The 26,050-nt window shown below is 43.8% G+C and carries 23 protein-coding genes; 4 read left to right on the top strand and 19 right to left on the bottom strand.

Features of this window, described 5'->3' with window-relative positions:
• Positions 1-94: 94 nt before the first annotated feature.
• The 4 genes from L4C54_RS09670 to fabB form a co-directional block, all read right to left on the bottom strand.
• On the bottom strand, positions 95-5,830 hold the full coding sequence (locus L4C54_RS09670) for a FimV/HubP family polar landmark protein (RefSeq protein ID WP_428808023.1): 5,736 nt from the start codon (positions 5,828-5,830) through the stop codon (positions 95-97).
• 218 nt (positions 5,831-6,048) lie between these two features.
• Entirely contained in the window at positions 6,049-7,062 is a 1,014-nt protein-coding gene (locus L4C54_RS09665; protein WP_428800775.1) for an aspartate-semialdehyde dehydrogenase, read from the bottom strand.
• Positions 7,046-8,191, bottom strand: coding sequence for a 4-phosphoerythronate dehydrogenase (locus tag L4C54_RS09660; RefSeq protein WP_428808022.1), 1,146 nt, complete (start codon positions 8,189-8,191; stop codon positions 7,046-7,048). The genes L4C54_RS09665 and L4C54_RS09660 overlap by 17 nt, the downstream gene beginning before the upstream one ends.
• A gap of 273 nt (positions 8,192-8,464) precedes the next feature.
• Positions 8,465-9,676 (bottom strand): beta-ketoacyl-ACP synthase I, encoded by a 1,212-nt coding sequence (gene fabB, locus L4C54_RS09655; RefSeq protein ID WP_428800777.1) that lies wholly within the window; start codon positions 9,674-9,676, stop codon positions 8,465-8,467.
• Between the two features lie 127 nt (positions 9,677-9,803).
• Here fabB and mnmC point away from each other — a divergent pair, with 127 nt between their 5' ends.
• On the top strand, positions 9,804-11,879 hold the full coding sequence (gene mnmC / locus L4C54_RS09650) for a bifunctional tRNA (5-methylaminomethyl-2-thiouridine)(34)-methyltransferase MnmC2/FAD-dependent 5-carboxymethylaminomethyl-2-thiouridine(34) oxidoreductase MnmC1 (RefSeq protein WP_428808021.1): 2,076 nt from the start codon (positions 9,804-9,806) through the stop codon (positions 11,877-11,879).
• 123 nt (positions 11,880-12,002) lie between these two features.
• Here mnmC and L4C54_RS09645 read toward each other — a convergent pair whose 3' ends face one another.
• The 3 genes from L4C54_RS09645 to L4C54_RS09635 form a co-directional block, all read right to left on the bottom strand.
• The gene (locus L4C54_RS09645) at positions 12,003-12,527 is read right to left on the bottom strand and encodes an NADPH-dependent FMN reductase (protein ID WP_428808020.1); all 525 of its coding nucleotides are present in this window, start codon (positions 12,525-12,527) and stop codon (positions 12,003-12,005) included.
• A 129-nt stretch (positions 12,528-12,656) separates the two neighbouring features.
• The gene (locus L4C54_RS09640) at positions 12,657-12,920 is read right to left on the bottom strand and encodes a YfcL family protein (protein ID WP_428808019.1); all 264 of its coding nucleotides are present in this window, start codon (positions 12,918-12,920) and stop codon (positions 12,657-12,659) included.
• A gap of 9 nt (positions 12,921-12,929) precedes the next feature.
• The gene (locus L4C54_RS09635; protein WP_428800781.1) at positions 12,930-13,460 is read right to left on the bottom strand and encodes an elongation factor P hydroxylase; all 531 of its coding nucleotides are present in this window, start codon (positions 13,458-13,460) and stop codon (positions 12,930-12,932) included.
• Between the two features lie 198 nt (positions 13,461-13,658).
• On the opposite strand from L4C54_RS09635, the gene L4C54_RS09630 reads away from it, so the two are divergent.
• The gene (locus L4C54_RS09630; protein ID WP_428800782.1) at positions 13,659-14,282 is read left to right on the top strand and encodes a trimeric intracellular cation channel family protein; all 624 of its coding nucleotides are present in this window, start codon (positions 13,659-13,661) and stop codon (positions 14,280-14,282) included.
• Positions 14,283-14,322: 40 nt separating this feature from the next.
• Here L4C54_RS09630 and L4C54_RS09625 read toward each other — a convergent pair whose 3' ends face one another.
• Positions 14,323-15,123 carry an EAL domain-containing protein gene (locus tag L4C54_RS09625; RefSeq protein WP_428808018.1) on the bottom strand — a complete coding sequence of 267 codons (801 nt, stop codon included), beginning with the start codon at positions 15,121-15,123 and terminating at the stop codon, positions 14,323-14,325.
• 157 nt (positions 15,124-15,280) lie between these two features.
• Between L4C54_RS09625 and L4C54_RS09620 the strand changes: the two genes are divergently transcribed.
• Positions 15,281-15,505: a hypothetical protein gene (locus L4C54_RS09620; protein ID WP_428808017.1), complete on the top strand. Its 225-nt coding sequence runs from the start codon at positions 15,281-15,283 to the stop codon at positions 15,503-15,505.
• Between the two features lie 45 nt (positions 15,506-15,550).
• On the opposite strand, the gene aroC is transcribed toward L4C54_RS09620, so the two are convergent.
• Both aroC and prmB read right to left on the bottom strand, forming a co-directional pair.
• Entirely contained in the window at positions 15,551-16,636 is a 1,086-nt protein-coding gene (gene aroC, locus L4C54_RS09615; protein WP_428808016.1) for a chorismate synthase, read from the bottom strand.
• A 199-nt stretch (positions 16,637-16,835) separates the two neighbouring features.
• On the bottom strand, positions 16,836-17,768 hold the full coding sequence (prmB, locus tag L4C54_RS09610; protein WP_428808015.1) for a 50S ribosomal protein L3 N(5)-glutamine methyltransferase: 933 nt from the start codon (positions 17,766-17,768) through the stop codon (positions 16,836-16,838).
• 85 nt (positions 17,769-17,853) lie between these two features.
• On the opposite strand from prmB, the gene smrB reads away from it, so the two are divergent.
• On the top strand, positions 17,854-18,384 hold the full coding sequence (gene smrB / locus L4C54_RS09605) for an endonuclease SmrB (protein WP_428808014.1): 531 nt from the start codon (positions 17,854-17,856) through the stop codon (positions 18,382-18,384).
• 25 nt (positions 18,385-18,409) lie between these two features.
• Here the strand turns inward: smrB and flhB are convergent, their stop codons facing one another.
• From flhB to L4C54_RS09560, 9 genes are read right to left on the bottom strand one after another with little or no spacing between them, the layout of a single operon-like run.
• A complete protein-coding gene (gene flhB, locus L4C54_RS09600; RefSeq protein WP_428808013.1) occupies positions 18,410-19,540 on the bottom strand; it encodes a flagellar biosynthesis protein FlhB in 1,131 nt (376 codons plus the stop codon).
• 40 nt (positions 19,541-19,580) lie between these two features.
• Positions 19,581-20,363, bottom strand: coding sequence for a flagellar biosynthetic protein FliR (fliR, locus tag L4C54_RS09595; protein ID WP_428800789.1), 783 nt, complete (start codon positions 20,361-20,363; stop codon positions 19,581-19,583).
• 9 nt (positions 20,364-20,372) lie between these two features.
• Positions 20,373-20,642: a flagellar biosynthesis protein FliQ gene (fliQ, locus tag L4C54_RS09590; RefSeq protein ID WP_428800790.1), complete on the bottom strand. Its 270-nt coding sequence runs from the start codon at positions 20,640-20,642 to the stop codon at positions 20,373-20,375.
• 12 nt (positions 20,643-20,654) lie between these two features.
• Entirely contained in the window at positions 20,655-21,527 is an 873-nt protein-coding gene (gene fliP, locus L4C54_RS09585) for a flagellar type III secretion system pore protein FliP (RefSeq protein ID WP_428808012.1), read from the bottom strand.
• Positions 21,520-21,897: a flagellar biosynthetic protein FliO gene (gene fliO, locus L4C54_RS09580; protein WP_428800792.1), complete on the bottom strand. Its 378-nt coding sequence runs from the start codon at positions 21,895-21,897 to the stop codon at positions 21,520-21,522. Before fliO ends, fliP begins: the two co-directional genes overlap by 8 nt.
• 37 nt (positions 21,898-21,934) lie before the next feature.
• Entirely contained in the window at positions 21,935-22,348 is a 414-nt protein-coding gene (fliN, locus tag L4C54_RS09575) for a flagellar motor switch protein FliN (protein WP_428800793.1), read from the bottom strand.
• Positions 22,349-22,364: 16 nt separating this feature from the next.
• Positions 22,365-23,420: a flagellar motor switch protein FliM gene (gene fliM, locus L4C54_RS09570; protein ID WP_428800794.1), complete on the bottom strand. Its 1,056-nt coding sequence runs from the start codon at positions 23,418-23,420 to the stop codon at positions 22,365-22,367.
• Between the two features lie 7 nt (positions 23,421-23,427).
• Positions 23,428-23,925: a flagellar basal body-associated protein FliL gene (fliL, locus tag L4C54_RS09565; protein ID WP_428800795.1), complete on the bottom strand. Its 498-nt coding sequence runs from the start codon at positions 23,923-23,925 to the stop codon at positions 23,428-23,430.
• Between the two features lie 44 nt (positions 23,926-23,969).
• Positions 23,970-25,958 (bottom strand): flagellar hook-length control protein FliK, encoded by a 1,989-nt coding sequence (locus L4C54_RS09560; RefSeq protein ID WP_428808011.1) that lies wholly within the window; start codon positions 25,956-25,958, stop codon positions 23,970-23,972.
• Positions 25,959-26,050: the final 92 nt, after the last annotated feature.

Raw genomic sequence — 26,050 nt, 5'->3', positions numbered from 1 at the left:
GGCCGCAGATTATAATATCAATAACGACAAATATCTAACAACTCTAAAAAAAAGAGGCAGCCATAGCTACCTCTTGATATTTACGTCTTTAAATTTAGCTTTTTCGGATAGCGTCAATTAAGCTTTTGGCCTCTTGGCGAATACTATCAGAGCCATCAACAATCGCCTCTTCTAGCAGTTTAATCGCACCATCAGAGTCGTTCATTTCCATATAAATCTTAGCCAGATCAAGCTTGCCAACAGCTTCAGCATTGGTATCGACATCTTCAAAGCCGATATCACCAATAACATCAGGGAATTCATCTAACCCAACGTTGAGATTTAACTCTTCATCATCCGGCGCTGTTTCTTCTTCATTGTCGACCTCAGCCATTAGCTCATCAATAGTGCGATATTGGTCCGGCTTTGTGTCGAAATCCTCTTGATTCTCCCAGTTCTCGTCAGAAACAACGGCCTGCTCAGGTTTGTTGTCTTCATTCCAAACCGCTTGTTCCTCTTCAGGAATATCAGTAGAAATACTCGCCTGCTGCTCTGGGGAAAGATTGAAGCCATTCCAATCTTCGCCTCCCATTTCTAGCATGGCATCAATATCCATACCGGCACTATCGGAAGTTTGTGTATCAATATGGTTATCAAATGAGAATGAACTAGCCTCAAGAGGTTCTTCCGTCTCTGAAAGTAACTCAGTCAGAGCGCTTTCATCAAACTCATCACGTGATAATGAATCTATATCTTGAGCTTGAAACACATCAAATAATGCATCTTGCTCTGATTCCATGGAAAGCTTCGAAGGTTCTATAACCGGCTCTTCAGCTAACTCGTCAGCAAGTGCATCAAAATCTGTCACTTCTGGTGGATTGACCACGCTGGCTGATTCTATTTCTGATTCAAGCTCTGGCTCAATAGGCATATCAGCCAAAGCATCCTCTTCGCTATACTCCGGAAGATCTAATTCATCAAACGTTTCAGGAAGGTGATCTTCAGAACTCTCTACAATTTCGTTCAACGGTTCATCCGCGATAGGCATATCAGCCAACGCGTCCTCTTCGTTGTATTCAGGAAGCTCTAATGCATCAAAAGTTTCTGGGAGTTCATCACTTTCAGATTCAGCTACTGCTTCAATTGAGTCTTCATCAGGTTTAGCTTCTGACGGTTCTTCAGTAACAGGCTCAAGCGACTCTTCAGGTGCAATCTCTGTTGGCTCATCTAACGAAGGCTCTTCTACTGATTCTGACGGTATTTCAATTTCATCGTCTAACCCAAGATCCGGCTCTAGTTCTGAATCAAGTTCAACGTCAGATTCGGCTGGCATTCCCGCCAGCACATCGTCTTCTGAGACAGTCGGAAGGTCTAGTTCGTCAAAGCTTTCCGGTAACTCTTCTAGCTCTTCAGAAACAGGCTCAAGCGACTCTTCAGATGCAATCTCTGTTGGTTCATCTAACGAAGGCTCTTCTACTGACTCTGATGCTATTTCAAGTTCAGGATCTAACTCAAGCTCAGGCTCAAGTTCTGAATCTAGCTCAACATCAGAGTCGACTGGCATTTCCGCCAGCACATCGTCTTCGGCGGCATCATCTTCTGAGGAGGTCGGAAGGTCTAGTTCGTCAAAGCTTTCAGGTAATTCTTCTAACTCTTCAGCAATAGGCTCAAGCGACTCTTCGGATGCAATCTCTGCTGGCTCATCTAACGAAGGCGCTTCTACTGATTCCGACGCTATTTCAAGTTCAGCATCTAATCCAAGCTCAGGCTCAAGTTCTGAATCGAGTTCTGAATCGAGTTCTGAATCTAGCTCAACATCAGAGTCGGCTGGCATTTCGGCCAGTACATCTTCTTCTGCGGCATCATCTTCTGAGAAGGTCGGAAGGTCTAGCTCGTCAAAGCTTTCAGGTAATTCTTCTAACTCTTCAGAGACAGGCTCAAGCGACTCTTCAGGTGCAATCTCTGTTGGCTCATCTATCGAAGACTCTTCTACTGACTCTGATGCTATTTCAAGTTCAGGGTCTAACTCAAGCTCCGGCTCAAGTTCTGAATCTAGCTCAACATCAGAGTCGACTGGCATTTCCGCCAACACATCGTCTTCGGCGGCATCATCTTCTGAGAAGGTCGGAAGGTCTAGCTCGTCAAAGCTTTCCGGTAATTCTTCTAGCTCTTCAGAAACAGGCTCAAGCGACTCTTCAGATGCAATCTCTGCTGGCTCATCTAACGAAGACTCTTCTACTGATGCTGACGCTATTTCAAGTTCAGGGTCTAACTCAAGCTCCGGCTCAAATTCTGAATCGAGTTCTGAATCTAGCTCAACATCAGAGTCGGCTGGCATTTCCGCCAACGTATCTTCTTCGGCGGCATCATCTTCAGAGAAGGTCGGAAGGTCTAGCTCGTCGAAGCTTTCCGGTAACTCTTCTAACTCTTCAGCAATAGGCTCAAGCGACTCTTCAGATGCAATCTCTGCTGGCTCATCTAACGAAGGCTCTTCTACTGATACTGACGCTATTTCAAGTTCAGGGTCTAACTCAAGCTCCGGCTCAAATTCTGAATCTAGTTCTGAATCTAGCTCAACATCAGAGTCGGCTGGCATTTCCGCCAGCACATCGTCTTCTTCGGCATCATCTTCTGAGAAGGTCGGAAGGTCTAGCTCGTCAAAGCTTTCAGGTAATTCTTCTAACTCTTCAGCAATAGGCTCAAGCGACTCTTCAGATGCAATCTCTGTTGGCTCATCTAACGAAGGCTCTTCTACTGACTCTGACGCTATTTCAAGTTCAGGATCTAACTCAAGCTCCGGCTCAAATTCTGAATCTAGTTCAACGTTAGAGTCGGCTGGCATTTCGGCCAGAGCATCGTCTTCTGCGGCATCCTCTTCTGTAAGGCTAGGTAACTCAATCTCATCAAGACTCTCGACAAGTTCTTGCTCTACCCCTAATTCAGGCTCTACAGGAAGTGTTGGTAGACCGAGATCATCAAGTGTATCAGATAGACTCTCTTCAAAATCGTCTTCGGCCTCTTCTCCTGCAAGCACACTTTCAGCTTCGACATCTGGTGTTTCTAATTCTTCACCTGTTAACCAGTCATCATCGTGTGGCGTACCAAATTCATTCGCTACAGCATTTGATACTGGCTCTGGCTCTGGCTCTGGCTCTGGCTCTGGCTCTGGCTCTGGCTCTGGCTCTGTAGGCTGTTGTTCAATACCATCTAAGTCAACATCCAGTGGCGATACTTCTGAATCTATTTCACTCTCTGTTGAAGGCTCTAATGGCTCTTCTGCCTCACTTTCAGCCTCAACGCTAGTATCAGTATTCTGTTCGTTATTATTATCAATAGCATCAATCGCATCATCGATTGACAAAGGGTCAGATAAGTCTAATAGCGGATCAGACTCCGGAGCTGCGCTAAGCATGTCATCGATAAAGTCTTCACTATCAAAATCATCAGACTCTGCTGCTTCACTCTCCCCACCCTGAGTAAGTTCAGCTTCAGCCGACGCAACTTCTTCTAATGAATCTTCCGATGGTGATGCTGTTATATCATGCTCTGATTCCGGCATAGCTCCAAGATCTAGAGCTGACTCAACATCGGCCATCGTCTCGGTTTCTGATTCAATACCCGATTCAGTTGAAAGCTCTGTTTCATCGATGGATTGCTGTTCGATTTCCAGAAGTTCATCGAATAGTTCCGTGCCATCGGACTCAAATTCTTCACCTGAGTCCATCAGTTCATCTAACGTGTCTGTCGAATCTAAATTAGGTTCTGATTCTGTAGAATCGAGCAGATCATCCAATAAGTCAGTACTGTCTTCATCGACAGATACTTTATCGGCTTCACTATCACCATTAAGCACTTCATCAAGAGTTTGAGTCGACTCCTCAGAAATATCCTCATCGATACTGATATCCGATTCTGACTCTGACTCTGACTCTGAAAGTAGTTCATCCAGCAGTTCAGTACTGCCATCTTCAAGCTCTTCTAGTGATTCAGCGTCAGCCGAATCTAGCTGAAGATCATTTGAATCAAGAAGCTCATCTAATAAATCAGTGCTATCAGAGGCAATATCTGATGTTGCCTCTTCTTCTAAAAGCTCATCGAGTAATGCAGTTTCATCAACAGATTGCTCCTCAAGGGAATCTAAGTCTGCTTGAGACTCGATCTGAGCAAACAGATCATCAATTTCACTGTCACTCGCTAGTGGCGCATCACTAAGGTCAAAATCATCTTTCGAATCAACCGAGGCAAAAATATCATCAATTTCAGTATCTGAAGGCTCGCTCGACTCTTCAGTATCTAAGTTGAAATCGTCGGCGGATTCTGCCAATAACGCATCAACATCGAAGTCATCGTCTTCCTCTGAATCTGCCGCTTCACTTAACAAATCATCAAGCAATGATTGATCTAATTCGTTATCTAGTAGGTCTTCTGCTGTGTCATCACCGGCTAAAAGTGCTTCAATATCATCTTGTGACATCTCATTGTCATCAGATAAGTCGAACTCAACATCATCGCCTTGATCATCCATGGAGACATCATCAAGAGCTCTCTCCATCTCTTCTAGCCCAAGCGCTTTGTCCTCGCCATTGACGCTGATACCATTTGAACTCATATCAATGTCTTCGAGTTCTGCATCTAAGTCGCCATTGTCACCTACACCGGCAAATGGATCTTCGCCATCTTCACCTTCTAGATTAAAGTCGAGATCATCATCATCTAAGCCGGCAAAGACATCATCTTCATCTTTCGCTGAATCATCACCATCCATATCATCAGAGAAGGCTAGATCGACATCGTCGTTATCTCCAAACAGGTCATCATCAAGCAACAGATCATCATCAATGCTTTCATCTAGGTTCTGTGGCGGAATAACTGGCGCTTGAGGTGTCGGAGCTTCTTGAGTTGAAGATAACTCGTCTTCTTGATTTTTCTTAGAGCGACGACCTATCAATAAAATAATTATCAAACCAACCAATAAGCCTGGAACAATCGCCAATGCAGCAACCATCATGTTGTTAGACAAGATCTGGTCTAGCATCGAAGGTTGCTCTTTTTGCTGATCAGCAACTCTATCACGCTCTTCTTGAAGCAACTTCTCTACTTCTGAACGAATTCGGTTTTCATCACCCAACTCATCTTTCAGCCCATCAACTTCCGATTGAACTTGAGATAGCATTAAACGAAGTTTGTGATTTTTCTCTTCTAGAGCCATTAACTCACTTTCAGATAACTCTAGTTCACTCTCTAGCAGCGTTACCTGTGGGATTTTTATAACGGGCTTTTGCTCTACTGGCTTAACGGTTGGTTTATCAGCAGCGACTTTGTTTTCAGTCACAACTTTGTTTTCCGTTACAAGGTTTGCAGCTGTCGAGCCATCAACAGGCTTTGCAGGCTTGCTTGTTGTTACGCTAACAGGCTTAGTCGGTGCTTTACCGGTAAGTTTGGCTTTGTGCGCTGCCATCACGTTGACCGCTTCTTGAGTTGAAACGTTTTGGACCTGAGAAAGTGATGGAATACGTAAATTACTGCCCGGTATCAAACTATGAATATTTTGATTTTCGAATGCACGAGGGTTTAATTTATAGATGGCAAGTAATGTCTGCTGAACAGTTAAATTTGACGAAGGTTTTACATGAGACGCAATTCGCCACAACGTATCAGCATTCGTTGTTGGCCCATAAAATTTAGTGGGCTCACTGCTGTTTGAACGTGTAATTTGCTCAGAAAATTGCGGTGATGTTTGAACCTCACCATTTGGCCCTTTCAGGCGAATGCTTTCTGCACTAACGATTGAAGTCTGAGTCACGGCAACTATTGCAAGTGGCAATAATAGACGTTTTAAAATTTGACGCATATGAAGGCTCAGTTTTGTGCTTATGAGAAAAAAGTTATGATCTGTTAAATATATCGGATAAACCGAGCAAAACTATAGGGTAAGAGGCAAAAAATGTGTGGCGGATGGAATATTAGCAGTAATCTCACAGATTTTTGTTCAAATTAATCGCAATGAACAAAAAAGCCTCACGCAAAGGAGAGGCTTTCGTTACTACAATAAGCATCAGCTAACAGCGCTTAGAAGTAGTCTCTGATTAAGAGTTCGGCAATTTGCACGGCGTTAGTCGCTGCGCCTTTACGAACGTTGTCTGCGACAACCCACATATTTAGGCCACTATGATGGCTAATATCATTGCGGATACGGCCAACCATTACATGATCTTTACCGTTTGCATCGACAACCTGAGTTGGGAATTCTTGGCCTTGAAATACTTCAATTCCGTCGGTATTTTCAAGTAATTGAATTGCCTGTTCAGCACCAATAGGTGAACGAGTTTCAATGTGTAACGACTCTGCATGACCATAAAATACAGGTACACGAACACACGTCGGATTCACAGTAATTGAAGAGTCATTAAAGATCTTCTGTGTTTCCCACACCATCTTCATCTCTTCGCGAGTGTAACCATTTTCGGTAAACTCATCAATTTGAGGAATACAGTTAAACGCGATTTGCTTAGAAAAAGCTTCCGTATCTGCCGGTTGGCCATTTAACAGTTTTGCCGTTTGACCAGCAAGTTCATCAATTCCCGCTTTACCAGCGCCTGATACAGATTGGTATGTTGAAACGTTAACACGCTCGATACCCACTTCATCATGAATAGGCTTTAATGCCACCATCATTTGAATCGTTGAGCAATTTGGGTTTGCGATGATGTTACGGTTACGAAACTCAGCAATCGCCTCAGGGTTTACTTCAGGTACAACTAAAGGAATGTCGTACTCGTAACGAAATTTAGACGTGTTATCAATGACAACGACACCTTCATCTGCCGCTATCGGTGCCCATTTTTCAGAGAGATCGCCACCAGCAGAGAAAAGAGCAATATGTACTTGAGACCAATCGAAATCTTCGACATTCTGTACTTTTACTGTTTTACCGTTAAAACGATACGCTTTACCTTCACTGCGTTCGCTAGCTAGCAAGTGCAGCTCACCAACAGGGAACTCACGCTCTTTTAGAACTTCAATGATCGTTTCACCGACTGCACCAGTCGCACCTAGTATCGCAACGTTAAATTGTTGGCTCATTACTTACCTCAACTTTAAAACCTAAATCAGCAAGTGGCTGCAAATTGCATTCTTGACCACCAACTAACGTGACCGCACTGTACTCACGGCGATCCCAATATTGCTTTCGCATTAAATCAAACGAACCCGGCTGCGATATTTTGCGTCGAAAGATTGCGTCATCCTTACGTACATCATAAATCAGCTGAGTAATATTATTCAGTGTTGCTTCATTCCACGCAGACTCTAACTTTAGTTTAGGAATAGGCGCGGTTGGTAATAATTCATCGGCACTCGCTGTTAAACTGTTCCCAAGGAACTGACAATAGGAATTAAATATCATTGTCGTACCACGAGCTTTGCCTTCTAAACCATACCCTGCAACATGTGGGGTGGCGAATGCTAACAGAGGAAGCAACTCCATATCAACTTTCGGTTCAAATTCGAATACATCTAACGCGGCAATAAAACCGTCTTGCACCAACAAGCGTTGCTTTAACGCTTCATTATCAACAATCGGACCACGGGCTGCGTTAATTAAGATTTGATCAGAACGTAACCTTTTCAATACTTCGTCGTCGATTAAGTGATGGGTGGCGAACTCTCCATCTCGAGTGATTGGCGTGTGAAGAGAGATAATGTCTGATTGATCAAGTAATTCAGCCAAAGGCGTAAAGTTGCGCGTATCACCTTGCTGCTGTTTTGGGGGATCGTTAATTAAAACATTAATGCCTATACCCTCTAAGCAACTCGCTAGATAACTGCCAACCTGCCCTGCTCCAATGATGCCGACCGTTTTATCAAAAATTGAAAAGCCGTGTTGCTGACCTAGTACCATCATTGCACTGAACGCATATTCCGCAACACCAACTTTATTACAACCCGGCGCCGCCGTAAAAAAGATCCCTTTTGACTTAAGTAAAGGTTGGTCTACATGGTCCATTCCAGCCGTAGCTGTACCAACAAATTTCAGTTTATTCGCCTTAGCAATAAGGGCTTCATTAACTTTAGTTACTGAGCGGATCATTAGCGCGTCAACATCTATTAAATCATCAGCCGTGAGTGTTCTACCGGGCTTAAGTATCACGTCGCCTAACTGACTAAACAGATCCTGCGCGTAAGGCATATTTTCATCGATAAGAATTTTCATTGTGGTGACCGCTATGAACTAGAAACAAGAGAAAGGGTTAACGTGATTGTGCAAAAAAACGATTCTTCTGTCGAGCAGAAAGAAAAATGCCCGACTCACAAAGGAGTCGGGCAAACATTCCAGAACAAAAGGAATCTGTCCCGCTCTCCTTGGGACAAAATTTGCGTCTGTTCAATTAACCTATTAGATAGGTCAATCAGCTCTGGAAACTGGTGAGCTCATATGAGCATCATTCAGTTATTAGCTCTGATGGTTCTTAACCTTATTAAAAGATTAAGCTTGGTATTTTTTAATAACCAATGTTGCGTTTGTGCCACCAAAACCAAAGCTGTTAGACATAACAGTCGTTAACTCTTGCTCGCGTGTTTCAGTTACGATGTCAAGGCCTTCAGCTGCGTCGTCTAGGTTTGAAACGTTAATGCTAGGAGCAATAAATCCGTTTTCTAGCATTAGCGTTGAGTAAATTGCTTCATGAACGCCAGCAGCACCAAGTGCGTGACCTGTCATTGCTTTTGTTGCTGAAATTGCAGGGCTATTACCGCCAAAGACTTCTTGGATTGCGCCAAGCTCTTTCACATCACCAACCGGAGTAGATGTGCCGTGAGTATTCACGTAATCAACACCGTCAACATCTTGCATTGCCATCTTCATACAGCGAACTGCGCCTTCACCTGATGGTGCTACCATGTCGTAGCCATCTGATGTTGCACCGTAACCTACGATTTCACCGTAAATCTTAGCACCACGAGCCAAAGCATGCTCTAGTTCTTCAACAACTAGCATACCGCCGCCACCAGAGATAACGAAACCATCGCGGTCTGCATCATAGGTGCGTGAAGCGAGTTCTGGAGTCTCATTGTACTTAGAAGATAGAGCGCCCATTGCGTCAAACATCATCGTTAATGACCAATCTAGCTCTTCACCACCACCAGCAAAAACAACATCTTGCTTGCCAAGTTGGATAAGCTCCATCGCGTGACCGATACAGTGTGCTGATGTTGCACAAGCAGAGCTCATAGAGTAGTTAACACCGCGGATTTTAAATGGTGTTGCTAGACAAGCTGAAACAGTCGAAGCCATTGTACGTGGAACCATGTATGGTCCAACACGCTTAACGCCTTTTTTACGAATGATATCGACAGCGTTAACTTGGTTAAGTGACGATGCACCGCCTGAGCCAGCAACAATACCAGTACGCTCGTTAGAAACCTGATCTTCTGTTAAACCAGAGTCAGCAACTGCTTGTTCCATAGAAAGGTATGCAAACGCTGCCGCATCACCCATAAATCGCATTTTTTTGCGGTCTATATGGTCAGCAGGTGTCATTTTTAGGTTACCCCATACTTGAGAACGTAGGCCATTTTCTTTGAACTGTTCTGAAGCTGTGATTCCCGATTTACCTGCTTTTAGAGACGCTAAAACTTCTTCGACGTTGTTACCGATACTTGAAACAATACCCATACCGGTGATTACGACTCGTTTCATGTGACATTCCTATAATTCAAAATTCTGCTAGATAATAACTAAGAAGGCGAACAAAAGTGGTCAGCTTTCCCATAAATTCGTACAATCCTATTATATATATGGCTCAACATCGCGAATTTCAATCTTTATGACTTCAATAACTAACGCACAGATCGCATGGAATGAAACTGGCACACCCGTTTCAGACCAATTTGACGACGTTTACTTCTCGAACGCAAATGGTCTAGAAGAGTCTCGATATGTGTTCCTTGACCAAAACCACCTTGAACAACGCTGGTCTCGCTCACAAGAGCGCCGCTTCGTCATCGCTGAAACCGGCTTTGGTACCGGGTTGAACTTCCTTGCTGCTTGGGAACGTTTTGATACATTTAAAGCCAATAATCCTACAGCCACATTACAAGAGCTGCATTTCATCAGCTTTGAAAAATACCCAATAAGCCTAGAAAACTTAAAAAAGGCCCATTACGCTTGGCCTGAGCTCGTAGAATACGCAGAAAAACTTCAGCTGCACTACCCTATCGCACTGCCAGAGTGCCACCGAGTTATTTTAGATGATGGTGCGATTACTCTCGATCTATGGTTTGGCGATATTAAAGATTGTATGCCACTCGTTCCTACACCGGCTAAGGGAATAGTAGACGCTTGGTTTCTTGATGGATTTGCTCCAAGTAAAAATCCAGAAATGTGGAATCAAAATTTATTTAACGGCATGGCCCAACTGGCAAAGCAAGAATGTACCTGCGCTACGTTTACCGCCGCAGGGTTTGTCCGAAGAGGCTTAATAGAAGCTGGCTTTGAGATGAAAAAGGTCAAAGGATTTGCGACTAAGCGCGAGATGATTGCAGGTTCACTCACGAGTAAAAATATTCACACCAACATCAAGCCTTGGTTCGCTTTGTCAGATGCAGTGGCTACGAATGATATAGCCATCATTGGCGGCGGCATAGCAAGTACAGCTCTTGCTAAAACGTTAACTCGTCGTGGGAAATCAATCACCCTCTATTGCGAACACCACGAAGCGGCTGGCAATGCCTCTGGTAATAACCAAGGTGCGATATACCCATTACTGAGTGAAGAAAAGTCTAACGTATCTCGCGTCTTCGGACCTGGATTACTTTTTGCCAGGCAGTTTATTAATCAAGCTTCATTAACTATTCCATTCGACTACGATTGGTGTGGTGTTGATATATTGATGTGGGATGACAGTTCACGTAAAAAATTAGAGCGCATGCTTGAGGGAAACTTCAATACGGATCTAATTCAACGTTTAAACGTAGATCAAACCAACTCAACAGTAGGATTAGACACCGATATGGAAAGTGTCTACTTCCCTCTTGGTGGATGGGTTAGCCCACTTCAGTTGACGCAAGGCTTATTAAACGAGCTAGAGCAACTAGAAAAATTGAAGGTTAACTATGAACACCATGTTGAGTCCATCGAATGGCAAGAAGACAAACAACATTGGCAATTAACGATTGGCACACCGACAGGAACAATCAAAACCACTCACTCGCAAGTCGTTATCGCTAACGGGCATAAATTCAGCGAGTTAGGACCGACTAAAACGATCCCTCTGACCCCTGTCAAAGGGCAAGTGAGTCATATTCCCACTACACCAAATTTAGAAAAGCTCAAAACCGTACTTTGTTTTGACGGCTACCTCACGCCACAAAACCCCAATAATGGTCATCATTGTATTGGGGCAAATTACGATAAGAGTAATATTAACCAAGAGTTTGATTCTGAAGTTCAAGCACATAATGGTGAACGATTAGCAGCTTGCTTACCGAATCAAGAGTGGGCAAAAGAGACCGATACTAGTGACAACTTTTCACGCCAGGGTATTCGCAGTGTAAGCCGCGATCATCTGCCATTTGTTGGTAATGTCGGCAATTTGGAAGCGATAAAACAACAATATCAAAATCTTCATAACTTTAACCCGAAACGCGAATCGCTTGATACTATCGAACCGGTAATCAGCTACCCGAATCTATATTGTTTTATCGGGTTAGGATCTCGAGGATTAAGCTCTGCGCCTCTTCTTGCTGAAGTGCTTGCATCGCAGATCTGTGGTGATCCATTGCCACTACCAGCCGATGTATTGGAGGCAATACATCCTAGCAGAATGTGGGTACGTCGATTACGAAAAGGAAAGGCTTTGACTGCGGGTTGGACCGCCGATAAGAATAAGCGTTTTGAATAGCCCCTCAAGACCTAGTTAGTAACAGATCCATAGAAAAAAGCCCGAATCACATTCAGTCATTCGGGCTTTTTGTTACTTTATTCAGGCTTAACAACCAATTCAAGCTTGGTTGCTGATGAGAACTTAACTAAGAGCAGCGACTGCATCTTTAAGTTGAGTAATGATCTCTTCATTGGTAATAGAAGCCGTGTCGAAATCAAAATTACCATAGAAGCTTGGAACAGAGACCGACGCTTTCACATTACCGCCGAAGTAAGGAGCAGACCCTACAGCTGCACCTAGTACAGTTTGTGCACCGCCTGGACCTGGAGAAGTCGCAAGGTAAACCGCTGGTTTTTCGCCAAATACTGAACGATCTATACGCGTTGCCCAATCAAAAAGGTTTTTATAAGCAGCAGGGAAGTGACCATTGTGCTCAGCAAATGAAATAACAAATGCGTCAGCTTCTGATAAATCGCGAAGGAATGCTTGTGCACCTTCTGCCTGACCAATCTCTTTTTCAGTATCTTCACTAAACATTGGTACGTTGTAGTTTGAGATGTCTAATACTTGAACGTCAGCACCTTCAATCAAGTTTGCAGTGTAAGTTGCTAGTGCTTTGTTAATAGATGTTGAGCTGGTGCTAGCACCAAATGCGATAACTTTCATGATGTACCCTTATCTTCGTTCTCTTTAAGTAGGTTCAGAATAGCGGACCCACAGTTTGGAACAAGCAGAAAAAACTCATCAACTCATTCGAAAATCTTGAATGGGTGACAACTCACACTTGGATGAAACTTAAGCAAGGTTGTGCAACTCAACCCATAAATCATTAACGATCACAGTATCAGCAGGCGTTAACTCAGAGCGAGCATCAGCTAGGCTCTTCTCTATACGCTTTTTCACCTCATCAAGATCTTCTATGCCTTCCTCTTCGCAAGAAGCTACCGATAGAGAAATATGTCCTCTTAAATAACCACCAGCAAACAACTCATCATCAGACGCCGTTTCAATTCGTGCATCAATAAGTTCAAGTAGCTTTTCTTCAAATTCTATAATCATTGTTTTCTCTTATTTCACAATAAACTGGCTAGGACATAATGGTGCAACTTGGTAATAAGAACGCAGTGCTTCAGATAAAGCTTTCACGCGTTCAGGGATACCTTGTTCAAAGATATCCATTACCTCTTGATGTACCTTTTGCATAAACGCCAAACGGTCAGGTTCAAAATTGCCGTGTAGATTGTCACAGCTAACATTAAAAGGAAAGCCTGCACTTATTGCTATGATCCATTCGTAAGCTTGAGGGCGGATCTCCACTTTTTCGAACTCTGCTTGCACCTGTGCTGTGCGACCATCAGGCTCATACCAATAACCAAAGTCTTCCAATAAGCGACGCTTAGGGCCCGCGACACACCAGTGAGCAATTTCATGCAACGCCGACGCATAAAAGCCGCGAGCAAAGATAATTCGGTGGTGTGATGTCGCTTCATCCGCAGGTACATAGATGGGCTCGTCACCACCGAGTTCAAGCTTTGTATTAAAGCGCTCAAAGAAGGTTGAGTTGAAAATAGAGATAAGATCTTGATAGTTGTGGGTCATTTTACTGGCGCAAAGTTTGAATAGTTTAAGCTGGCAGCATTTTCACCCGTTTCGACAATGAGGTAAACCTTTTTATCCTTTCAAGCATTAGAATATATAATCCAAACAACCTTATTTTAGTACAAATACTCATTCGTCATTTGTCACTATTCCCTCTAAACTCGCGCTTCTTAATTTTTAACTCTGAGATGTGCTTTTATGCTATTAAGTGTCTTGTATATTATTGGTATTACAGCGGAAGCAATGACCGGTGCGCTTAGCGCTGGGCGTCGACAAATGGATTGGTTTGGTGTGATGTTAGTAGCAAGTGCTACTGCGATAGGTGGTGGTACGGTAAGAGATATTTTACTAGGCCATTACCCACTGGGTTGGGTCAAAAATCCTGAGTTTTTAATGATTACCTGTATTGCGGGTATTATTACAACGGTAGTAGCGAAATGGATCATAAAATTCAAAGGCATCTTCATTCGTTTAGATGCGCTTGGGCTAGTCGTTTTTAGTATCATCGGAACAAACGTCGCATTAGATATGGGTCTTCACCCACTCATTTGTATGGTCTCTGCACTAGTGACCGGAGTTTTTGGTGGATTACTGCGTGATCTTATTTGCCGTCAAACTCCATTAGTTTTGCACCAAGAGCTATATGCTTCAGTCGCACTTGTTGCTTCAGCTATGTATCTAACACTGCTGGAATTTGGTATTTCAGATGTTTTCGCAACCATTGTTACGCTAGTCGTGGGCTATACAATGCGCATGGCAGCAGTGAGATTCAAATGGCGACTGCCTTCATTTCATCTTGAGACAGAAGGCTCCATTCACTAAATTCACTAAATTCACTAAATTCACTAAATTCACTATCCACTTATAAAGCCAAAGGTTGATATTGTTGCAACCTTTGGCTCGTCATAGGTTTTGCTATCCAATAGCCTTGAAAATAGTTCACTCCATTCTTACCGCACATTTCAAACTGCTCTCGGGTCTCTACCCCTTCAGCAATGGTTTTAGCTCCAATACTCTGTGCAACGGCAACTGCCTCTCTTACAAAACTTACGTCACTGATATAGCTGCGATCGATTTTCAAATAAGGAGCTCGAATCTTCAACGCTCGTTTACGTGTGGAATAACAAGCGCCGTAATCATCTAGCGCAGTCAGTATTCCGTACTGCTCTAAATGCGCTTTTCCTTGTAAAATTCTAGCTAAGTCGGACTCTTCAAACTCAGTAATTTCGTAGATGATTTGAGCACTGACCAATCCAAGCTTTTTCAGCCTTCGCATAAGGTGCTCTATCGATTGGCGATCATTAGCAAGCAGTGTAAAAACAGAAGGAGACACATTAATGAAAAGTTTACTATGTCTATATTCTGTATGTGCAAGATTGATTGAATGGAGTTTTCCGCATAACAAGGTCGCGACGACGTTCGACTCATCACCAGGGAGCATTGATGAAAAATAGTGACCGGGGTTAACGCTATTTCCTCGATCATCCTTAATCCTTACTAGACCTTCAAAGGCCAATACCTGCCCCATACTATCGACAATAGGCTGGAATACACTATGAAAAGTCATACCCTGATAAAAGCCATACACTCCCCCTTCCTCTTCATAGCGGACAAGGCTTTGAATGTAGTCCGTTTGAACCGAATAGATCGACGCCAACTCCATAGTGTGTCTCCTTTATGTCTATTCAATGTATCAAACTATTGCCTGATAAAAAGTAAGCCTATGTAAGCGCGGTCATTACTTACGCTTACTAATATTATTTTGTCATTTATTAAAGACCATGGTGAAATTTCACAAAATATCAACTAGATCCAAAACCATGAGCCAAACACAACCACGCTATGCTTTTGTTTGCCCTAAATTAGAAACCCTGTCTATTGAGCAGCAAGGAGAATCGTTTCACCTTGAAAGCGATTGTTATGAGCAATTATCGCAATATGCAGCCCACGCTATTGATTCTGCTATGAAGCAGAATATCCGCGTTTTGCTGTTAGATAGAGAAAGTGGTAAACAACTCGACTTTTACAATTTCTTAATGGCATAAAAAAGCCCCGACATCGTTGTCGGGGCTTCTAATTGCCAAACTGTATTAGATCTTCGGTGTCTCAGTCACTACACCATGGTTCTGTCCACGATGACGAAGTAAATGATCAAGAAGAACAATCGCTAACATCGCTTCCGCAATAGGTACTGCGCGAATGCCAACACATGGATCGTGACGCCCTTTAGTGATTAACTGTGTTGGCTCGCCATCTTTAGTAATCGTATCGCCCGGTACTGTAATGCTTGAGGTAGGCTTAAGAGCAATACTTGCAACGATATCTTGCCCTGTAGAGATGCCACCTAGAATACCACCAGCATGGTTGCTAGCAAAACCTTCAGGCGTTAGCGGGTCGCGATGCTCGCTTCCTTTTTGATTTACGACATCAAAGCCATCACCGATCTCAACACCTTTTACTGCGTTGATGCTCATGAGAGCGTGGGCAATATCCGCGTCTAAGCGATCAAAAATTGGTTCGCCTAATCCAACGGGGATATTGGTTGCAACAACTTGAAGCTTAGCGCCAATTGAGTTGCCTTCTTTTAGAAGATCACGGATCAGCTGATCAAACTCAGGCACTTTGTCTGCGTCTGGGCAGAAAAATGCATTGTTTTCAATTTCATTCCAATCAACTTTATCAATTGAAATATCACCCATTTGAGAAAGATACGCTTGGATTTCCACACCAAATTCTTGCTTAAGATATTTCTTAGCAATCGCGCCAGCAGCAACACGCATTGCTGTTTCGCGTGCAGAAGAGCGGCCTCCACCACGGTAATCACGTACACCGTATTTTTGGTGGTAGGTATAATCAGCATGGCCTGGGCGGAATTTATCTTTGATTTCTGAGTAATCTTTAGAACGTTGGTCAGTATTTTCGATCAACAGACCTATCGAAGTGCCCGTTGTTTGGCCTTCAAATACACCTGATAAAATTTTAACTTCATCCGCTTCGCGGCGTGCTGTGGTATAGCGAGAAGTACCCGGACGACGACGGTCTAAATCCTTTTGTAGATCTTCCTCAGTAAGTTTTAATCCTGGGGGGCATCCATCTACGATACATCCTAGTGCTATACCGTGACTTTCTCCGAATGTCGTCACTCGGAAGTGTTGTCCGATACTGTTTCCTGCCATTGCTTCCTCAACCTTTTAGACCCTGTATATTGGGCTTTACACTTTAATTCTTAGTTATTTCATAGTGTCTTTATTACGGTTTGATGTAAACCCCTAAAGTCGAGCTAATTTACTCTTCACTAACTATAAAGAAGTTATGCGTGCATAAAAAACGCCAAGCATGAAAGCTTGGCGTTTTTTAAATATGAAGGCTGATGACTTAATCGATGTACAGGGCGAACTCTTCTGCACAATCAACAAGCTGCTCACGAGTTAGCATGAACACACCGTGTCCACCGTTAGAGAACTCAATCCATGTAAAAGGAATGTTCGGGTACTGATCCATCATGTGAACCATAGAGTTACCCACTTCACAAACTAAAATGCCTTGCTCTGTCAGATAGTTTGGTGCGTTTGCTAAAATTCGACGAACAAGCTTAAGGCCATCAGTACCTGCAGCTAAGCCTAGTTCTGGCTCGTGAGTAAACTCGTCTGGCAAGCTATTCATATCTTCTTCATCCACATATGGAGGATTAGATACAATCAGATTGTATTTCTCTTGTGGAAGGTCACGGAACAGGTCTGAACGCATAGGGAATACCTGCTGCTCCATACCATGGTCTTGTACATTTTGTTCAGCAACCTGCAGAGCGTCAACTGAGATATCAATCGCATCAACTTCAGCTTCTGGGAAGGCATGTGCACACGCAATCGCAATACATGCGCTGCCTGTACATAAATCCATAACACGCACTGGCTCTTCGGCTAACCAAGGCTGAAATTGAGCTTCAATAAGCTCAGCGATTGGTGAACGAGGGACTAATACACGTTCATCTACAAAGAACTCAAGGCCACAGAACCAAGCTTTATTGGTTAGGTATGCCGTTGGAGTACGCTCATTAATACGCTTAACAACACGTTCAACAATGCGTAAACGTTCGCTACTGGTTAAACGTGAATTCAACACGTGAGGCGGAAGATCAATAGGCAAATACAATGTTGGAAGGATCAGCTGTACCGCTTCATCCCACGCATTATCAGTACCGTGACCGTAAAATAAGTTAGCGGCATTAAAACGACTGACTGTCCAACGAATCATATCTTGAAGGGTATGGAGTTCCGATACCGCTTCTTCTACAAAAATCTTATCCAAAATTGCCTCCGAAAAGCGCTACAATACTGCTAATACTGTTTAAAAAGTTAAGCTATCAAGCTGCGTGCATGACAATGAGCAAAACATGAGCAAAAAAGACACCGATATTGATGACGATTTCGCCTTATTTACCGATGCAGTAAAGGGCGTAAAAAAGTTGCAACAGGATACCATAGTCCAGCCACCAAAAAGAAACGCAATACAAAAAGAAGTCAAACGTACTGCTCGTGAAGCCAGTGATACAGAATTCTACTTCTCAGATGAGTTTGTGCCGCTTTTAAATCAGGAAGGACCGACGCGCTACGCTCGTGATGATGTCTCAACTTATGAAGTTAAACGTCTACGCCGTGGCGTCTATATACCCGATGTGTTTTTAGACATGCATGGTATGACTCAAAACGAAGCGAAGCGAGAGTTAGGCGCGATGATCGCTTACTGCATTAAAAATGATGTGCATTGCGCCTGTGTTCAGCACGGTATCGGGAAGCATATCCTCAAGCAGAAATCTCCACTTTGGCTTGCACAACACCCCGATGTGATGGCTTTTCACCAAGCACCTTTAGAATTTGGCGGCGCTGGTGCATTGCTTATTCTGTTATCAATCCCTGAGAAATAAACTCTCTAGCTATACTAGGCTAGGTTTAATGACGTAAATCGGTTGGGATAGTCATGGTATCCTCATCGAACTTCGGACGTTGACCACCGCGCTTACGGAATTGTTTGAGTTGGAATACGTAGGCGAGAACCTGCGCAACAGCGGTAAACAATCCATCAGGGATCTCTTGCTCAAGCTCAGTAGTATGGTAAAGCGCACGAGCTAATGGTGGCGCAGGGATAACGTAGATATCATGCTCTCGTGCCACTTCTCGGATTTTAAGCGCCATATGATCGACACCTTTTGCGATGACAACAGGCGCTTTATCAACGTTCTGTTTGTAGCGCAGTGCAACAGAGAAGTGATCGGGGTTGGTGATGATGACATCGGCCTCAGGAACGTCTGCCATCATTCGACGTTGAGCCATTTCTCGTTGCAGCATCCTAATACGGCCCTTAACTTCAGGCTTACCTTCGGTATCTTTGTGCTCGTCTTTGACTTCTTGCTTGGTCATTTTCAGCTTGTCTGCGTGTTGCCAAATCTGAAAAGGAATATCAATAGCGACCACAACCAGTAGCGAGCAGCTAATCAATAAAATAAAGTCGAGTAAGATTTCAAGAGCGTGGAAGATATTCTGGGGGTAAACGTCCATACTGAGCTGGAATAGATCATTCTTTGACGCATTAATGAGATAAAAAGCAACGCCCGATACCAATGACACTTTGAGTATTGATTTAAGCAGCTCTACTAAACTTTGTAGACCAACCATCCGCTTAAGACCACTAAGCGGGTTCATTTTCGATGCTTTGGGCATGGCGGCTTTCATTGAAAAGTTCACACCGCCCACACCAGCGGCGCCTATCAACGCTGCCACAAACAACATAGACAAAATCAGAATCAGCGGGCCGAGTAGACTGCCTAACGCACCCAATGCGATCTCGCCAAGCTTACTCATGTCGAACACCTCTTCCCGGCTCAACGTAAATAAGCGACTCATCGACGAAAATAGTTCTCTGGCTAGAGATTCACCAAACCACATCAATGCAATCGCCCCAACGATTAGTACCGAAACTGATGCGAGTTCTTTTGACCTTGCAACCTGCCCTTTTTCTCGGGCCTGCTGCAAGCGTCTGGGCGTCGCGTCTTCTGTACGTTCTTGACCTGAATCTTCAGCCATCTCTGCTTCCTAACATAGAGCCTCTTAACCTCTCATCACGCTAACAATCGAGTCGAATCAATCGACAGATCTGTTGCTCACCTTGGATCCAAAATAACTCGTAATGGCTAAATAGACCGCCGACGATGTACCAGCAAATCAATAAGCCAACTAACAAAGCAAAAGCAAAACCTAATGAGAATATATTTAATTGTGGCGCAGCACGCGTCATTACGCCAAACGATAGGTTAATAGTAAGCAGCGCAATGATACCCGAAAGCGCCATACTCAGTGCCACTTTGAACATGATGCTCAACCACAAAGCTATTTCTCGAAAATCAACCGTCGTTAGTGATCCCGAGCCTATTGGTAAACTATGGAAACTCAGTACTACCAATTGGATCATCTTTAGATGGCCATCCGTTGATAGGAAAAACATCGTCGCCAAAAACATGAATAGCTGACCAAGTAGGGGCGTACTTTGTCCATTGGCTGGGTCAACCATTGACGCAAAACCCAAGCTCGATTGCATACCAAGTATTTGGCCAAGAATAATGAACGTTTGAATCATAAACTGGGTGATTGTGCCCATGGCAACGCCGATGATCACCTGCTCTAATACAATTAAGAAACCTTCAAAAGAGAGCAGTTCAAATTGTTGAGGAACCGCTGGAATAGCGGGGGATACAGCCAGTGTGACAGCGAGCCCGAGATAAAGACGCACCCTAGAAGGGACAAAACGAGCACCAGTAACCGACATCACCATCAACATGGCGGCAATTCTGGTGTATGGCCAAAAGAAATTGGCAATAAATTCTAAAACGGTACTGGTAGGATATTCCATAAGCAGCCCTTAATAGAGGATCTGCGGTAAACGTTCAATAATGCCAAAGAAATAATCCATCAGCAGTTGCATCATCCAGTGCCCAAACAGCATCAGTGATAAAAGCGTCACAATTAAACGAGGAAGAAAACTCAATGTTTGTTCGTTAATAGAGGTAGCAGCTTGGAATATTGCTACAACTAGACCTATAAGAAGGCTAGGTATAATGATGGCACACACCATCATTAGCACCATCCAAAGGGCTTCTCTAAATATCTCGACAAACAGCTCAGGAGTCATCGTTATCTCCCGTCACAAGGCAAAGCTTCCGGCCAATGTGGAGAGAATTAGGTTCCACCCATCAACCAGAACAAAAAGCATAAGTTTAAATGGCAAAGATACAATCATAGGAGAGAGCATCATCATACCCATCGCCATCAAGATTGAAGCCACCACAAGGTCAATAATCAAAAATGGCAAAAACAGCATAAAGCCTATTTGGAATGCGGTTTTTAACTCTGACGTGATAAATGCCGGAATAAGTACCGCCATTGAAACATCTTCAGGGTTATCGACCACAGCTCCCGATATATTAACGAAGGTTTCTAGATCCTTAACGCGAGTCTGTTTAAGCATGAATGCTTTTAAAGGCTCTTGTGCCGTATCGAATGCATCTCTCGCTGTCATCTGTTCATTGAGATACGGCTGGACGGCATTTTCGTTTACTTCGTTAATCACAGGGGACATGATGAAAAATGTTAAGAAGATGGCGATACCGATAATCACTTGATTAGACGGTGTTTGTTGCAAGCCCATCGCTTGACGAAGAATCGACATAACGACAACAATTCGAGTAAACGATGTCATCAAAATAACCATGGCAGGCAAGAAGCCCAGCATAGTCATTAATGCCAATATCTGGATATTGATTGAGTAATCTTCCCCACCATTGGGGTTGGCCGTCATTGTAAAAGCGGGGATCCCTCCACCACCACTGACACTACCTGACGCTGCGGTTCGAGATGCCCCTTGATCGCTTTCCATCGCCATAACAGTAACGCTCGATGCGCCCGCCGCCGTTGATGGAATCGGTGTGCCCAGTTCTTCTTGGGCAAAAGAAAACGAAGCGAATAGCAGCAACGATCCCGCAAAGATAAGTGTGATTAGACGATTAAGATTAGCCATTTTTCTTCAGCAACTGATTCATTTGATTAGCAAACGACCCTGTCGCTAACTCCTCCTGAGTAATCGGGGTATCAAGCTTAGAGATCAATTGAATCGATTGGCTTGTCACACCAACTAAAAACTGATCTTCTCCGGCTTGAACAATCATAATTCGCTCTTTCGTTCCAACAGAAAGTTGGCGAACAATGCTTAATCCTTTTTGATTCATCATCGTTGGCACACGCATTCTTTTTAATGCCCAAGCCAATAAAACAATCAGTGCAACAACGAATAAAAGCGACCCTACTGTGGTCGCTAAATCCAATTGATTGCCTGTTGCTGCCATTGAGCTAAATGGCAATAATCCAAGCCCTAAAACTGCATATTTCATCAAGTATCTTCGTTTCTTCGTTCTCTTTAAGTACAAGCTATCTCAGCTTCTTAATTCGCTCAGTTTGGCTAATAACATCCGTTAATCGGATACCAAATTTGTCGTTGACTACAACCACTTCGCCATGAGCAATCAACGTACCGTTAACCAATACATCTAACGATTCACCCGCAACACGTTCAAGCTCTACGACCGAACCTTGGTTTAGCTGTAGTAAGTTACGAATACTAATTTGTGAACGCCCTACTTCCATCGAAATAGTGACTGGAATATCTAGTATTGTATCGAGTTTACGACGCTCATCTTCAGAGATTGGCGAAGAGGAGTCTTTTAACTCATCAAGCGGTGCAGCAAGAATATCGTCAACATCAACATCAGGAGCGGTTGGATCTTCCCCTAATGCGGCTGCCCATTCGTCTGCTAGTTTCTGGTCGTCACTTGGTTCACTCATTCTTCATTACCTACTCTTAATACTCATCATCATCGTCGCCATGATCATCCTCGAACTCAGACATTATGTCTTTTCCAAGGAAAGCGAGATCCGTTTTAACAACATCTGGGCGTTTAATTTCTTCTGAAACTTGAACTGCTAGATTCTCACCAGAGCGACCCATTTTCACTCGGTATGTCGGCAATTCTTCGACAAACATCGTCGCATGTTCCGGCATGGTAATAGGAATGACATCGCCCGCTTGCAACTCCATTAAGTCGCGCAGTGCGATATCTTGCTCTAATAAATTCACACGGAAGTTAACTGGTACATCCATGATCTCTTCGCGTAGAGCTGAACTCCAACGAATGTCGGTTTCCATCTTATCCGATTGGACACCTGCATCGAGTAATTCACGAATCGGTTCAACCATCGAATATGGCATAACTACGTGGAAATCACCGCCACCGCCATCAACTTCAATATGGAAAGAGCTCACAACAATAACTTCGGTCGGGCTAACTATGTTTGCCATACTCGGGTTAACTTCTGAATCCAAATATTCAAACTCAACCCCCATTACTGGTGACCATGCTTCTTTATAGTCTTCAAAAACAATCTTAAGAAGAAGTTGGACAATTCGTCTTTCAGTAGGGGTAAATTCACGCCCTTCGATACGAGCATGGAATCGACCGTCACCACCAAAGAAGTTCTCAACTAAGATGAAAACTAATCGCGCTTCCATAGTGATCAACGCGGTACCCTTTAGCGGTCTAAAGCGCACCATATTGAGACTGGTTGGCACGTACAGTGTATTTTGGTATTCACCAAACTTCATCATCTGTACGCCATTAATGGAGACTTCAGCCGTCTTTCTCAACATGTTAAAGAGGCTAATTCTCAAGTGTCTTGCAAAGCGCTCGTTAATAAGCTCGAGCGTTGGCATTCGACCACGAACAATTCGGTCTTGAGATGAGAAATCAAAGTTAACTGCCGAGGCGTTATCAACTTCAACTTCATCTTCGACTTCATCAACATCATCCACACCATGGAGGAGAGCATCAATTTCGTCTTGGCTTAATAGATCAGTCACGTCACACCTACTGAATTACAAAATCGGTAAATAATACACGCTCAATCACTGGGTGACCGACAGCTCGTGTTAGATTTGCTTTAATATCTTCACTCGCTTTATCTCTAAGCTCAACTCGGCCATTAGCACTTCGTAATTGATCAACGGTTGCCGATGCGAAGGTACCAAGCAGAGAGCTCTCAATTAACGGTGAATGGTAACGAGCTAAATTTTCGTTATCACTTCCTCTAACCATTAACTGAACTTTAATCTGTACTAACCTATCTCGTGAGTCTCCTGTGACATTAAATAGGAAAGGCTGTGGAATATTCACATAAGCTACAGGATCTGCCGGAGCACCGGCTTGTGCCTGCATTGCCGCCTCTTTAGCGGCAGAATCATCGGATCCCATCAAGAAAAATGCCGCACCGCCACCACCTACAAGCAATACCACAACCGCGATGATTATAATGAGGAGTTTACTTTTTCCTTTGGGCGCTTCTTGTTCTAGTTCTTCATCAGCCATAACAATCTCTATTTTTCTTTTTGTATCGTTTTGTTTTGTATAGTTTAAGCGTAATAACTGATTCCATCACGCTTTGTTGTGACATTCAAATCAACTTTTGTGCTTGAATCAAGGTTTTCTTCACCATTTAGTGCGTTGTTGCCTGAACCTTGACCAGATTGTTCATTATCTTGGCCTGCATATCGCCCTTGCTGTTGACCTGCACTTTGCTGTTGCACCGACGTATCACCCAATTGAACCCCTTGCTGGGCTAACATTTCACGTAATCTAGGCATTGATTGTTCGATAACTTCACGTGCTTGTGGGTTCGTGACATTAAAATGAACCGACGTGTTATCCCCATTCATATTCATTCTAATTTGCATTCGACCTAATTCAGGTGGATCTAGACGAATATCTATATTCTTCAGATTTTTTGACATCATCATTTGAACACGTTCGGCAACTTGGTCACTGGCCATCTCACGGGATAACTGCATCGGTAGCTGAGCCTGTGCGGTTGCTTCTGCACGCGCTGGAGATATACCTTGCTGCTGGCCTGTTGCTAACGCGATTTGCTGAGCCAATGCCGCATCTTTTGGATCACTAGCCTGCCCGCCATTAATGCTATTTGCCGCTTTCAGTCCTAACGCTGCTTTTAATGCAGCCTGATTATTCGCTTGACCGTGAACACCCGTTGGCATCGCACCGTTCGCAGCAACCATCTGCTGTAATTGAGCCTGAGTTAAGTCAGCAGGCATAGCCGTGGCCATATTTTCAACCGCCAACTTGTCCATTGCTTGGGCCGACATGGCCTGAGCCTGCATAGCCTGCGGCGATTGATTCAAAGCTTGTTGGACTGAAGCTGCAACTGCGGCCTGATTTTGAGGAGGCATCGATTGTGTACGATTAGCCTGAAGAGCTGCTTGCTCTAGATTCGCTTGTTCTACCGCTGATGGATTGTTCCACATTATAGCGCCAGCACCCACACTTGCTGCTGCGAGAGCTTCTTGATCCGATTTACGATTACTATTCTGCCCTACTGGCTGCGCTGCTTGCACTTGAGCTTGTTGTTGCGTAAGAGGCTGTTGATTCTGAGCTTGTGATAACTGACTCACCTGCTGGGAGGATTTAGACTCTTGAACAACGCCATCGATGGGTTGAGCTTCAGAAGATACTTTAGCAACTGGCGCGGCATTGTCTGATTGTTGTAATTGATTAGCACCTTGCTGTGCAGTGACCGCTGCAGCACCTTTTTTACCTACAGAAACGGGATCACCTTTAGCACCATGGGGTTGAGCTTCTGTGACTGGGGCGTTTTTAGCTGTAGTTAATTGATCCTTTTCAATGAACGGCTTAACTGATTCAGGAATATCCGCAGCTGATTTTTGTTTTGTGTCCTGACCTGCACTTATTTGTTTAGGATCTTTAGGATCGGCTGCTTTAACCGCAGTTTCTGGTGTGGATTCTTTTACAGCAGCAACACCTGCAGCACTAGCCGCTACCTTGGTGGCCTTCTGCTTATCTTCACCTTGTTGAGGCAAGGCTTTGCCGTCTTTAGCTTGTAATGCGTTATTCGACTCGTTCAGTCTTCCCAGCAATTCATCACTTTCAGTGACTGTTTTAGTTGCTTGCTTCGAACTTTGAACATCAGCATCTTTACTTTCTTTTTCACTACTCGCGCCCTTAACCTTAGTTACAGTCTCATCATCACTGCTTTTCTTACTGGTCACTTTGGAGCTCGATTCATCAGAGTCACTGGCTTGCTTAAGGAGTTCATCGGCGCTTTCATCACCGGTGTCACTTTTTCCTTTCGATACCTTTGTATCTGAGCTCTCTGAAGGCTTACCGTCTTTAGCAACGGCCTCTACAGTGCTTCCCTCTGCAGGCTCATCACCATCAATTAGATCGCCCACCATTTTCGAGAATGCTGCAAAAAAACCGCCGGACTCAGTCGAAGCGACATCTGACGTAGCAGAGGTCGCATCAGTGCCTGTAGACACTGCGGATTTGGTTTTTGGGCTATCAGAAACTGGCGTTAGATTTATATTCATAGGTAACACTCTTAGCAAGAAAACGGTTTAAGCTGGCTGACTTTCATTTATCGCAAACGGCAAGAAGGCACGATAAAATGGGATCTGCCCTT

The organism is Vibrio lamellibrachiae (assembly GCF_050337265.1).
Lineage (GTDB): Bacteria > Pseudomonadota > Gammaproteobacteria > Enterobacterales > Vibrionaceae > Vibrio > Vibrio kyushuensis.
Note: the sequence above shows the minus strand (reverse complement) of the source record. Positions and strands in the feature narration are given on the sequence as shown.